12 protein-coding genes are annotated in these 11,622 nt (G+C 59.5%); 4 read left to right on the top strand and 8 right to left on the bottom strand.

The features are described 5' to 3' along the window. Positions 1-68: 68 nt before the first annotated feature. Both NO934_RS17535 and NO934_RS17530 read right to left on the bottom strand, forming a co-directional pair. Entirely contained in the window at positions 69-629 is a 561-nt protein-coding gene (locus tag NO934_RS17535) for a type 1 glutamine amidotransferase domain-containing protein (RefSeq protein WP_309161285.1), read from the bottom strand. 134 nt (positions 630-763) lie between these two features. After that, positions 764-913 (bottom strand): DUF1127 domain-containing protein, encoded by a 150-nt coding sequence (locus tag NO934_RS17530; RefSeq protein ID WP_309161283.1) that lies wholly within the window; start codon positions 911-913, stop codon positions 764-766. Between the two features lie 142 nt (positions 914-1,055). Here NO934_RS17530 and NO934_RS17525 point away from each other — a divergent pair, with 142 nt between their 5' ends. Beyond that, on the top strand, positions 1,056-1,697 hold the full coding sequence (locus NO934_RS17525; RefSeq protein WP_309161281.1) for a glutathione S-transferase family protein: 642 nt from the start codon (positions 1,056-1,058) through the stop codon (positions 1,695-1,697). A gap of 74 nt (positions 1,698-1,771) precedes the next feature. Here NO934_RS17525 and NO934_RS17520 read toward each other — a convergent pair whose 3' ends face one another. Beyond that, the gene (locus NO934_RS17520; protein WP_309161280.1) at positions 1,772-1,921 is read right to left on the bottom strand and encodes a DUF1127 domain-containing protein; all 150 of its coding nucleotides are present in this window, start codon (positions 1,919-1,921) and stop codon (positions 1,772-1,774) included. Between the two features lie 408 nt (positions 1,922-2,329). Then, positions 2,330-5,221, bottom strand: a complete 2,892-nt coding sequence (gene uvrA, locus NO934_RS17515) for an excinuclease ABC subunit UvrA (RefSeq protein WP_309161279.1) — start codon at positions 5,219-5,221, stop codon at positions 2,330-2,332. 327 nt (positions 5,222-5,548) lie between these two features. On the opposite strand from uvrA, the gene ssb reads away from it, so the two are divergent. Beyond that, positions 5,549-6,037 (top strand): single-stranded DNA-binding protein, encoded by a 489-nt coding sequence (gene ssb, locus NO934_RS17510; protein WP_309161277.1) that lies wholly within the window; start codon positions 5,549-5,551, stop codon positions 6,035-6,037. A gap of 38 nt (positions 6,038-6,075) precedes the next feature. Here the strand turns inward: ssb and NO934_RS17505 are convergent, their stop codons facing one another. Next, on the bottom strand, positions 6,076-6,510 hold the full coding sequence (locus NO934_RS17505; protein WP_309161276.1) for an Lrp/AsnC family transcriptional regulator: 435 nt from the start codon (positions 6,508-6,510) through the stop codon (positions 6,076-6,078). 111 nt (positions 6,511-6,621) lie between these two features. Between NO934_RS17505 and rocF the strand changes: the two genes are divergently transcribed. Together rocF and rocD are read left to right on the top strand one after the other, a co-directional pair. Further along, on the top strand, positions 6,622-7,548 hold the full coding sequence (gene rocF, locus NO934_RS17500) for an arginase (RefSeq protein WP_309161274.1): 927 nt from the start codon (positions 6,622-6,624) through the stop codon (positions 7,546-7,548). A gap of 10 nt (positions 7,549-7,558) precedes the next feature. After that, entirely contained in the window at positions 7,559-8,761 is a 1,203-nt protein-coding gene (gene rocD / locus NO934_RS17495; protein ID WP_309161272.1) for an ornithine--oxo-acid transaminase, read from the top strand. Here rocD and NO934_RS17490 read toward each other — a convergent pair. From NO934_RS17490 to NO934_RS17480, 3 genes are all read right to left on the bottom strand, one after another. Then, a complete protein-coding gene (locus tag NO934_RS17490; RefSeq protein ID WP_309161271.1) occupies positions 8,758-9,687 on the bottom strand; it encodes a YihY/virulence factor BrkB family protein in 930 nt (309 codons plus the stop codon). The two genes, rocD and NO934_RS17490, sit on opposite strands and share 4 nt — an antisense overlap. A gap of 13 nt (positions 9,688-9,700) precedes the next feature. Then, positions 9,701-10,156 carry a host attachment family protein gene (locus tag NO934_RS17485; protein WP_309161270.1) on the bottom strand — a complete coding sequence of 152 codons (456 nt, stop codon included), beginning with the start codon at positions 10,154-10,156 and terminating at the stop codon, positions 9,701-9,703. Positions 10,157-10,218: 62 nt separating this feature from the next. After that, the gene (locus tag NO934_RS17480) at positions 10,219-11,412 is read right to left on the bottom strand and encodes an MFS transporter (protein ID WP_309161269.1); all 1,194 of its coding nucleotides are present in this window, start codon (positions 11,410-11,412) and stop codon (positions 10,219-10,221) included. Between the last annotated feature and the right edge of the window lie 210 nt (positions 11,413-11,622).

Here is an 11,622-nt window from a genome sequence, read left to right as displayed (position 1 = left end):
AGACGAAAAGCGCGCGGCAATCCAAGGTTGCCGCGCGCGACTCTTTTACCCGGTTCTCAACCGAAAGATCAGGCGGCGCGGCGTTCGTGCCGGCCTTCGTTAATCTCCTCGGCGATCTTGTCGCAGAAGGCATCCAGATCGCCGGGATTGCGACTGGTAACCAGGCCCTGATCGGACACGACCGCGCTGTCTTCCCAATTGGCACCGGCATTGATGACGTCTGTCTTGATCGACTTGTATGACGTCATCTTGCGGCCGTTGGCGATGCCGGCCTCGATGAGCAGCCAAGGCGCATGACAGATGGCGGCAACCACCTTCTTATCGGTCCAGAAGCGCTTGATGAAATCGATGGCCCGAGGCTCGATACGCAGCAGATCCGGATTGATCTGGCCACCGGGAAGAACGATGGCGTCGTAATCGTCAGCGGTGACGCTATCGAGGGTTTTGTCCACTGGGACCGGACCGCCCCAATCATCCTTGTCCCAGCCCATAATATGGCCCGGTTTGAGCGAAATCACATGTACTTCGGCACCAGCTTCGCGGAGCTTGTCGCGCGGGACTTCGAGTTCTGACTGTTCGAAGCCTGTGGTGGCGAGAATCGCAATCGATTTGCCTTGCAGGTTCTGCATGACGTTTCCCTTTCTTTCCTTGGGTGGAGAGAGGGGAAACGAGGCGATCGGCAGTGCGTTCCGTTGCGGAACATGAAAAGGGCACCCTGTGATGGGGTGCCCTTCAGAGAGGTTTTGTGCTGCTGCGACCGCGATCAGAGTGCGTTGGCATGGTCGCGGGCAATGCGCTGAATGTCGGAGCGGGCGATGCCGAGATCGCTCAGTTCGCGGTTGCCGAGAGCATTGAGCTCGCGAACCGTCTGCTGATAAGCCGACCAGCGCTTGAAGGTCTTGCGGATGTCCATTTCAGGTCTCCTTTCGTCTGACGGCCTTTAGCTAGTGAGAATCGCCCACGATGTGCAGTGTCAAATTGGTCATTGCCGGCTTGCGCGATCTGCATGACTGTTGCTCACTGTTATTCATCGTCGTTTAACAAGTGAGTTTTTCATGACGGACATCATTCTTCGGGGCCGTGCCAACTCGGCCAATGTTCAAAAGGCCCTATGGGCCTTGGAAGAGGTTGGGGCGGCATATGACAGGCGTGATGCGGGCGGAAAGTTCGGGGGGCTCGATACGCCCGAATTCACCGCGATGAATCCGAACCGACTGGTGCCGGTGCTGCAGCACAACGACCTGACGCTTTGGGAGAGTCATGCGATCGTACGGTATGTCGCGGCACAATTGGGGCGGGCCAGCCTGTGGAGGGAAGATACAGCCGAGCGGGCGATCGTCGATCAGTGGACCGACTGGACCGTATCAACCTTTCAACCGGCCTGGATCGGGGTTTTCTCGCATGTGGTGCGGACTGCACCGGAGCGGCGGGATGCCCAGGCGATCGCGGCGGCCATGGCCAGGACAACCGACGCTCTTGCAATCATGGAAGCCCAGCTCGAGAAAACTCCGTATCTCGCGGGGGAGACGTTCAGCTATGCCGATATCGTTGCCGGCGTATCGCTCTACCGCTGGACGACCATGGAAATCGATAGACCCGACATGCCGGCTGTTGCGGCCTGGCACGCGCGGCTTGCGGAACGCCCAGCGTTCGAGAAGGTGGTCTGCGTGTCCTATGAGGATCTACGGGCGAGATAAGCCCCGGAATCAAAAAAGGCATCCTTGATCAAGGATGCCTTTTTCGCGTTCGGACGTTGGAGGTCGTCTGAAGCTTAAAGCTGATTGGCATGATCACGCGCGATGCGTTCGATGTCGCCGCGGGTGATGCCGAGATCGTTCAGTTCACGGTTGCCGAGCGCATTGAGCTCACGAACCGTCTGCTGGTAAGCCGACCACTTCTTAAGAGTCTTGCGAATGCCCATCTCAATTTTCCTTTCGTTTGACGACTGGGATATAGGACTTAAATCTCGACCTTTGAACTAGGGATTTGTCATTTCGGCCATGCGGTTTCCGCATGGCTGGCTACGGTCGCCTCGGCCTACTCCGGCCGGTCAAACAGACTCTTGGTCATCTTGTGAAAGTCTCCGACAGGACCAAGATCGCAACCACGGTCGAGAAACGGCGGCGGACGGCGCCAATTGGGAGGAACGGTTCCCGCAGGACGCGTTTTCCAGGTGATACGAACAAACATGGACATCACCATGCTGGTTGTTTGCACCCTTCAAAGATACCCGCGAATCATCACTTCAAGGTATGCGTCAACGCGCACGCCGCCCCTGCGGGCCGCGCATGGCAAAGCCATCAAACCGTCATGAAACAGCGCCGCAAGCCTATTGCGCGGCACTCATGCGTTGGGGGCGGCGTTCCATTACCTCCTTGAGGAAGCGGCCCGTGTGGGAACGCGGGCTTTCGGCTACCTCTTCGGGCGTACCCACGGCAACGATCTCGCCGCCGCCATCACCACCTTCGGGACCCAGATCGATGATCCAGTCGGCGGTCTTAATGACCTCGAGGTTGTGCTCGATGACCACCACCGTATTTCCGCTGTCCACAAGCTCCTGAAGCACTTCGAGGAGCTTGGCGACATCATGGAAGTGCAGACCCGTGGTGGGTTCGTCCAGCACATAAAGGGTGCGGCCGGTGGCGCGCTTGGAAAGCTCCTTGGCGAGCTTGACGCGTTGGGCTTCACCCCCCGACAGGGTGGTGGCCTGCTGACCAATCTTGACGTAACCGAGCCCAACCCGCTGGAGAGTGACCAGCTTGTCGCGGATCACCGGCACCGCCGAGAAGAACTCCACGCCTTCATCCACCGTCAGTTCGAGAACATCGGCAATCGACTTGCCCTTAAACTGAACCTCAAGCGTCTCGCGGTTGTAGCGATGCCCCTTGCAGACGTCGCAGGTGACATAAACGTCGGGCAGAAAGTGCATCTCGATCTTGATCACGCCATCGCCCTGGCAGGCTTCGCAGCGGCCGCCCTTGACGTTGAATGAGAAGCGTCCCGGCGCATAGCCGCGAGCCTTGGCTTCAGGCATGTTTGCGAACCAATCCCGAATATGCGTGAAGGCTCCGGTATAGGTCGCGGGATTAGACCGCGGCGTGCGCCCGATCGGGCTCTGGTCGATGTCTATGACCTTGTCGAGAAATTCGAGGCCCGTGAGGCTTTCGTGCGGGGCAGGGTGGACGCGCGCACCGTTCAGGCGGCGGGCGACGGCCTGATAAAGCGTATCGATGGTCAAAGTCGACTTGCCGCCGCCCGATACGCCCGTAACGGCAACGAACATGCCCAGCGGGATATCGACCGAAACATTCTTGAGGTTGTTTCCAGTGGCACCCACGAGCGAGAGCTTGCGGCCCTTTTTGGGTTTGCGGCGCTCGGCCGGGATTTCGATGCCCATGCGGCCCGAGAGATACTGGCCCGTGAGGCTTTCGGGATGGTTGAGGATGTCCTGGGGGGTGCCCTGGGCGATAACGTGCCCGCCATGCACACCGGCACCAGGCCCGATATCGAGAACATGATCGGCTGTCAGGATCGCATCCTCGTCGTGCTCGACGACGATCACCGTGTTGCCCAGATCCCGCAGACGGCGCAGCGTTTCGAGCAAACGTGCATTGTCGCGCTGATGCAGCCCGATCGAAGGCTCGTCGAGCACGTAGAGGACCCCGGTAAGTCCCGATCCGATCTGGCTCGCCAGACGGATACGCTGGCTCTCGCCGCCCGAGAGCGACCCCGAGTTGCGCGAAAGCGTCAGGTATTCGAGGCCGACATCATTAAGGAAGGTCAGCCGCTCGCGGATCTCCTTGAGAACACGCTCGCCGATGGCCCCTTGCGTATCATTGAGATGGCTGGGCAAATCCGTGAACCACTCGACCGCAGCCTTGATGGAAAAGTCCGCGACCTGGCCGATATGGAGATCGTTGATCTTGACGGCCAGCGCTTCGGGCTTGAGGCGATAGCCGCCGCAGGCGGGGCAGGGGGCGGCCGACATGTAGCGCTCGATATCCTCGCGCGCGGCAGACGATTCAGTCTCGCGATAACGGCGCTCGAGGTTGCCGATCACACCTTCAAACGGCTTCTTTGTCGTGTATTTGCGCAAGCCGTCGTCATAGACGAACTCGATAGGCGTCTTGTCGGTGCCGAACAGGATGGCGTGCTGCACCTCGAAAGGCAGATCCTGCCATGCGGTGCCTGTTGAAGCCTTATAGTGACGCGTTACCGCCTGCAGGGTTTGCAAATAATAAGGCGAAGACGTTTTGGACCAGGGCTGAATGGCGCCATCGCGCAGCGACAGCGATCCGTCCGGAACGACCAGTTCGGGATCGATCTTGGCCTCGGTGCCGAGGCCAGAGCACACCGGACAAGCGCCGAACGGGTTGTTGAACGAGAACAGCCGCGGTTCGATTTCCGCGATGGTAAAGCCGGAAACCGGGCAAGCGAACTTTTCCGAGAAGGTGAGGCGCTTAGGGGTGCCGTCATCTTCGGTTTGGTCGGCGAACTCGGCAAGCGCGATGCCATCAGCCAGCCGCAATGCCGTCTCGAAGCTCTCGGCGAGGCGGCTGGATATATCGGCGCTGACGACGACGCGGTCGACGACGACTTCGATGTCGTGCTTGAGCTTCTTGTCGAGCGCGGGGGCTTCTTCGATCTCGTAGAACTCACCGTCGATCTTGACGCGCTGGAAGCCCTTCTTCATGAGCTCGGCCAATTCCTTGCGGTACTCGCCCTTGCGCCCGCGTACAATGGGAGCCAGCAGGTAAAGCCGCGTACCGTCCTCGAGCGCCAATACCTTGTCGACCATCTGGGAAACCGTCTGGCTTTCGATGGGCAGACCCGTGGCGGGTGAATAAGGAATACCCACGCGAGCAAAGAGAAGGCGCAGATAGTCGTAGATTTCGGTGACGGTGCCGACCGTCGAGCGCGGGTTGCGCGATGTGGTCTTCTGCTCGATGGAAATGGCCGGCGAAAGCCCGTCGATCTGCTCGACATCGGGCTTCTGCATCATTTCGAGAAACTGGCGGGCGTAGGCCGAAAGGCTTTCCACATACCGCCGCTGGCCTTCGGCATAGATCGTATCGAATGCAAGCGAAGATTTGCCTGAGCCCGAAAGCCCGGTCATCACGATCAGCTTGTCCCGGGGCAGGCGGACGTCGATATTCTTGAGATTGTGCTCCCTGGCACCTCGAATGACGATGTCGCGGTCGGGATTGGAGATGTCATTCATCGGTTGCAACGTCCAAAGGTAGCGGTCCGGCAGGACCGGCAATAGCAATTCTAACGGGCGCGGGAGGCGTCCGGTTCACTTAAGCACAACATGGCCGGGCTGCAAGATGGCGGAACGCACATCTGCGATACACCAGGAACATAATATGAACATATTGAATTTCGTCAAGCTTGACAATTCCAATCGCTCGTGAACAAATTGGGAACAAAGGAGTTGTGCAAAGCTCTGCTTGGCAATGAACTTGCCGAGCCAATCCCTATATAGTGCGTCCCAACGTGACTGGCCGGATTTCGGTTCGGCGGACAAGAGACAGGAAAGCGAAAGAATATGTCGGGAAGCGTCAACAAGGTTATTCTGGTGGGCAATCTCGGAGCGGACCCCGAGGTCCGGTCGCTGCCGAGCGGTAGCCCCGTCGTCAATCTGCGCATCGCGACGTCGGAGCGTTGGCGCGACCGCAATACGGGTGAACCGCGCGAGCGGACCGAATGGCACCGCGTGGTGATCTTCAGCGAGGGCCTGGCCAAGGTTGCGCAGAATTACCTGCGCAAGGGCTCCAAGGTTTATATCGAAGGGCAGCTTCAAACCCGGAAGTGGGAAAAGGACGGTCAGGATCAATATACGACCGAGATCGTGTTGCAGGGGTTCAATTCGACCCTGACGATGCTCGACGGGCGCGGTGAAGGCGGCGGCGAGAATGCCGGCGGGGGATATGGCTCCGGCGGATATGGCGGGGGAAGGCAGGTCGAGAACCGCAGCCGACCGACAAGCGCTCCGGCATTCGAGCCCGGCGGCATGGACGACGACATTCCGTTCTGAGGAAAAGGCGCCGAGAGGCGCCTTTTGCATTTGCCGGCTTAGCGGCGGAAGCGGGCGGCCAGCAGAATATTGGTTTCGGTGAGGCTGACGCCCTCGATAAGGCGAATGGAGCGTAAGGCCTCATCGAACTCGGGCAGGGAGCCGGTATCGATTTCGGCAACGAGATCCCAGCGGCCGTTGGTGCTGTAGAGTGCGCGGACCTGCGGCAAGCCCGCCAGAGCACGCGCTACGCGGTCGGTGACGCGTCCTTCGACTTCGATCATCGCGATGGAGCGGATGCGGTCGGTCTCTTCGGACGTGCCGAGCCGCACGCCATAGCCGGTGATGATTCCACTTGCCTCCAGCCGTTCCATGCGCGCCCGCACCGTCGTGCGAGACAATCCGAGAGTTGCGGCAAGACTGGAGACCGGCAGGCGGGCGTTGTCTCTCAGCAGGGAGAGGAGACGACGATCCGTTTCATCAACAGTTGCCATTTTGAGTAGTTCCGCTGGCCAATATGACCAATGATAGGGCCATGTTGCGCAGATATGCAACTTATGAGCGACTGATTGCTTAGGCATGCTGCTCGTAAGCGGAGGATTTGCATGCGTGGACCGGCTCCCAGAACTGTCACCCTGATTGGTGCACCCATAGAGGAGGGGGCGGGGCGGCAAGGCTGCTCCATGGGACCGAAGGCGCTCAGGATCGCGGGTATCGAGATCGCGTTGGCGGGCTTGGGCCACACGGTTTCGGATATGGGCGATGTCGTGCTGGGGAAAGGTGACTTCACTCTTTCAGGCCTCGCACACAATGCTTCGATCGTCACCGCGTATGGCAGAGCGATCGCTGACGCGGGGGAAGCGGCGCTGGCGCGCGGCACCGCCGTCTACCTCGGAGGGGATCACGCGCTGTCGTTCGGATCGGTTGCTGCGGCCTTGCGGCATGCTCATCGCATTGGGAAAAAGCTGCACGTTCTCTGGCTCGATGCGCATGCCGATTTCAACACGCCACAAACCTCGACCTCCGGGAATATGCACGGAATGCCCGCGGCATTCTTTTGCGGCGAACCGGGATTTGAGGGGATGCTTGAGTGCCCCAAGATGCCGGCAACGCGCTTCCATCTCGTTGGGGCACGTTCGATCGATCCTGGGGAAGCGGACCTGCTCGAGGCGCGGGGCGCCGATGTCAACGACATGGCGGAGATCGATGAGCATGGCATCGGCGCCATCATCCGGCGCATCCTTGGAGAGGTGGAAGCCGAGGACGCCTTGTTGCACGTGAGCCTGGACGTAGACTTCGTCGAGCCGGATATGGCGCCCGGTGTGGGAACGACAGTGCCAGGTGGTGCAACGGTGCGCGAGGCGCATCTTGCCATGGAAATGGTGGGGCGCAGCGGACGCATGATCAGCCTGGACCTGGTGGAGCTCAATCCATTTCTCGACGATCGCGGCCGGAGTGCCCGCCTGATGGTCGAATTGGCGGCCAGCGGATTTGGGCGCCGCATATTCGACAGGCCAACCCTACCAGCCTAAGGGGGAAACCATGACACGAACCGAGGAACTGATCGCGCTGGAAGCATCCCTTGGTGCGCATAACTATCAACCGCTGGATGTGGCCCTCGTGCGCGGAGAGGGCGTGTTCGTTTATGATGTTGAAGGAAAGCGCTACCTCGATTGTCTCTCGGCATATTCAGCGGTGAATCAGGGGCACTGCCACCCCAAGATCCTCGCCGCGATGGTTGAGCAGGCGGGCAAGCTGACTCTGACCTCGCGAGCCTTCCGCAACGATCAGCTCGGTCTGTTCTACCAGGAGATCGCCGAACTCACCGGTTCCCATAAGGTGCTGCCGATGAATACCGGAGCCGAAGCGGTCGAAAGTGCCATCAAGGCGGTGCGGAAATGGGGGTATGAGGTCAAGGGCGTCGAAAAGGACAAGGCAGAGATCATCGTCTGCTCCAACAATTTTCATGGGAGGACGATCGGTATCGTCGGGTTTTCGACCGACCCGGACGCACGGGGCGGGTTCGGGCCGTTTGCACCTGGATTCAAGGTGGTTCCGTTCGGCGATGCCGAGGCGTTTGAGCGGGCGATAACCGGGAACACAGTTGCGTTCCTGGTGGAGCCGATCCAGGGGGAAGCCGGGGTGATCATTCCGCCGGAGGGATATTTCAAGCGGGTTCGCGAGCTCTGCACGCAACATAACGTGATGCTTATATTGGATGAGATTCAAACAGGCCTGGGGCGCACGGGCAAGCTGCTGGCGGAGCAGCACGAAGGTATCGAGGCGGATGTCACGCTCTTGGGCAAGGCGTTGTCAGGTGGGTTCTATCCCGTCTCCGCGGTGCTCTCCAATTCAGAAGTCCTCGGAGTTCTCAAGCCCGGTCAGCACGGCTCGACGTTCGGCGGCAACCCTTTGGCGTGCGCGGTTGCGCGCATGGCGATGAAGGTGTTGATCGAGGAAGGGATGATCGAGAATGCCGCCCAGCTCGGGCCTTATTTCCTCGAAGGACTGGCCGGTATTCGCTCAAATCACGTCAAAGCGGTGCGAGGGCGCGGGCTCATGCTCGCGGTCGATTTGCATCCGGAAGCAGGGGGCGCCAGGCCATTCTGCTATAAGTTGCGAGACAAGGGCATTTTGGCCAAGGATACGCATACCGATACCATCCGCATTGCGCCGCCCCTGATCATTACCAAGGATCAGATCGACGATGCCCTGGCAGTGTTCGATACCGTCCTTGGAAGCTAGTCGACGACGTGATCGGCGACATAGGCTCCGCGAGAGCCCATGGGCTTGTCGGGACCGATTGTGGTGTCGATGGACGTTTGCAGCTCGATTTCGGCATTGAAGGCCGCACCAAGGACGAAGATCTGAGCCGAAATGTAAAGCCAGAACAGCAGCACCACCGCAGCGGCGAGGGAGCCGAAGCTGGCTTCGAACTGGCCGAAATTTTCGACGTAGAGCGAAAATATCAGGCAGATCCCAAGCCACAGCAGCGTGGCCAGCACAGCGCCCGGCCAGATCCAACGCGCTTTGGCGGCCCGCCGATCGATGGTGAAACGGTAAAGCAGTGAGAATGCCAATACTGCAAGTCCCATGAGCACCGGCCAGCGCAAGAGGAGGGCCAACTGCTCTCCGGTGCCAGGAATGGGGCTCAGCCCGGTGAGAATGGGAATCGCGGCGACCAATGCCAGAGCGGTTATCATGAATGCCGCGCCTAGCACGGTGACGATGAACGACAGCAAGACAGCAAAAAAGAAGCTGCGTCTTACCTTTTCATAGTAAGCGGCGGAGGCGGCGTAGATGAGGGCGTCGACCCCGCGCGAACCGCTCCAAAGGGCCATCGCGATCGAAATGGCAAGCCCAATCCCGAGTCCGGCGGGAGGTTGGTCGAGAAGCGTATCGAGCTGATCAACGATGACCGCAAACGCGATGTCAGGCATGAAGAAGGAAAGCCGCTCGAGCTGGTCGAGAAGAAATGAGCGATCGGCCAGGAGACCGACGAGCAGAACGACAATGGCGATGGACGGAAATATCGAGAGAAAGCTGAAAAAGGCTACGCCCGCGCAACGCAGCGAGGTATCCATGTCGATCATGGTCTTACCGGTCCGGACCAGCACCTGTTTCCAGTCCGACCATTTGAGCTCGATGGGTCGACGGGCGTAGCTGTCCATGAAAAGGCGCCGCTTAGCCGGCGCTCAAAATGCGCTCGATCTGATCGACGGGGTGGTTCGTCAGGTTCTTGGGCACCTCGCCGATGACCTTGGCCGAAACTTCGGCGTGCAGCTCCTTGCGCAACTCTCCCAGGATGCGCGGCGCAGCGCAGAGCACGATTTCCCTGAAGCGGTTACGGTGTGCATATTTGTAAAGGAGCTCGGCGGCATCCTTGGCGAAACGATCCTCGGCCAGCCGGTGCCAGTCAGTTTCCTCCATAGCGCTTTTCTGTCCCACACCATTGTCGCTGCGGCGTCCGGGGCTGTCTGTTCCCTGCTCGCGCGTGGCGGGATTGTTCTGCGCCAGTTCTTTCACAACTTTGAAATCCGGGGTCTTGCGGTTCCCCACATTTTCAAAGAACAGCGCCTTTTCCCCGTCGGCAACCAATACCCAAACCTTGTTGTCGAGGTTGAAATCCATTTCCTGCATGGAGCGTCTCCTGTTCCTTGAGGTCGAACGGGGGAACGGACCAGGGGAAAGTCAGTTCCGCCTCAATGCTCAGCCCGAAAGTTTGCATATCTGGCGAGGGAAGAGAACGCGAGAGTGACAAGGATCAGGCCTGCCGTGCCCAGCAATACCGGAGAAAATCCCGTGTGTTCGGCAATGAAGCCGATGGCCGACGGGGCAATAAGGATGCCCGAATATCCAGTGACCGTCACAATGGACAGTCCGATACCAGGCGGTACGCCCGGCAAGTTGCCGGCGGCGGAAAAGGCGATCGGAACCATGTTGGATATGCCGATGCCGGCGATGGCAAAACCGGTGATGACAAGTTCCGGGGTGGGGGCGACCGAGGCGAGGATCATTCCCGTGAGCGCAAAGCAGCCGCAGACCCTGAGCGTTAAAACCGCGCCCAGACGCTGGCGGATGGCATCGCCGGCGAAGCGCATGATGGCCATGGTGGCCGAAAAGGCGGCGAAACCGAACGATGCCAGTTCGATGGACGCACCGTGGTCGCGCTGCAGATAGACCGCGCTCCAATCGAGGATCGCCCCTTCCGGTATCATCGAGAACAACGCCATTGTGCCCACAAGATAGGGCAGGGGTGACGAAGGGAAGCGCAGGGGTGTGGATGCCCTGGCCTCGGCCGTTGGCTGATCCTGAGCAATCAGCGGCAGCACGGGAAGGGTGATGATCGCTGCGATGATCGTCACTGCAACTGAATGACCGAACTCACCGATCGAGCCGAGCAGAAGGCCGCCAATCGAGGCGCCCAACAAGCCACCGAGGCTCCAAAAGCCGTGGCAGGAGGACATGATGGCTCGTCCCATCCGCTTTTCGACTTCGACGGCATTGGTATTCATGGCCACGTCCATGCCGCCGATGAAGCCGCCGAAAGCAAAGACCACGATCGCGGTCGTCACCAGTTCGGGCGCCAGCGAAATCAACGGCAGCAGGGGGAGCACGATCAGTGCAGCCAGCTTGAGGATCGGGGCTGAACCACTGCGGGCCGTCAGGGTGCCGAATATGGGCATGATCACGATCGAGCCGAGCCCGAACACCAGGATCAGCAGGCCCATAACCGACTCAGTGATACCCAGCCGGGCCATGAGCACAGGAATTTTGGGAGCCCAGCTACCAACCAGAAAGCCATTCATCAGAAACAGGATCGAAACGGCAATGCGGTCGCCGCGCATACCGAAATAGAGCGGCGCCGAGCCGCGGGGAGTGGCTAGGTCTGACATCGGGAACTCGAACTCGAAAAAGATCTTCTCGCATGCGCCATTCAACCGATTGTGGCGACTTGGGCAAGCAAATTCATGTAATCGATAACATGGCCTCTGTTTGGCAGGAAAATGCGCCTGGATTGTGCCATGAGGGCCTGTGAAACTGGCATCTGCCGGCGGAATCGAATAAACCGATTGCCAGCAGAATCAGTGCAGAAACGAGTATCG

The sequence above is a fragment of the Pelagibacterium sp. H642 genome (assembly GCF_031202855.1).
Classification (GTDB): Bacteria; Pseudomonadota; Alphaproteobacteria; order Rhizobiales; family Devosiaceae; genus Pelagibacterium.
This window is presented reverse-complemented; position numbering and strand designations above follow the sequence as displayed.

Coding starts and splice junctions, on each gene's coding strand:
- NO934_RS17535 (WP_309161285.1), bottom strand. CDS start 629: ATGCAGAACCTGCAAGGCAAATCGATTGCGATTCTCGCCACCACAGGC.
- NO934_RS17530 (WP_309161283.1), bottom strand. CDS start 913: ATGGACATCCGCAAGACCTTCAAGCGCTGGTCGGCTTATCAGCAGACG.
- NO934_RS17525 (WP_309161281.1), top strand. CDS start 1,056: ATGACGGACATCATTCTTCGGGGCCGTGCCAACTCGGCCAATGTTCAA.
- NO934_RS17520 (WP_309161280.1), bottom strand. CDS start 1,921: ATGGGCATTCGCAAGACTCTTAAGAAGTGGTCGGCTTACCAGCAGACG.
- uvrA (WP_309161279.1), bottom strand. CDS start 5,221: ATGAATGACATCTCCAATCCCGACCGCGACATCGTCATTCGAGGTGCC.
- ssb (WP_309161277.1), top strand. CDS start 5,549: ATGTCGGGAAGCGTCAACAAGGTTATTCTGGTGGGCAATCTCGGAGCG.
- NO934_RS17505 (WP_309161276.1), bottom strand. CDS start 6,510: ATGGCAACTGTTGATGAAACGGATCGTCGTCTCCTCTCCCTGCTGAGA.
- rocF (WP_309161274.1), top strand. CDS start 6,622: ATGCGTGGACCGGCTCCCAGAACTGTCACCCTGATTGGTGCACCCATA.
- rocD (WP_309161272.1), top strand. CDS start 7,559: ATGACACGAACCGAGGAACTGATCGCGCTGGAAGCATCCCTTGGTGCG.
- NO934_RS17490 (WP_309161271.1), bottom strand. CDS start 9,687: ATGGACAGCTACGCCCGTCGACCCATCGAGCTCAAATGGTCGGACTGG.
- NO934_RS17485 (WP_309161270.1), bottom strand. CDS start 10,156: ATGCAGGAAATGGATTTCAACCTCGACAACAAGGTTTGGGTATTGGTT.
- NO934_RS17480 (WP_309161269.1), bottom strand. CDS start 11,412: ATGTCAGACCTAGCCACTCCCCGCGGCTCGGCGCCGCTCTATTTCGGT.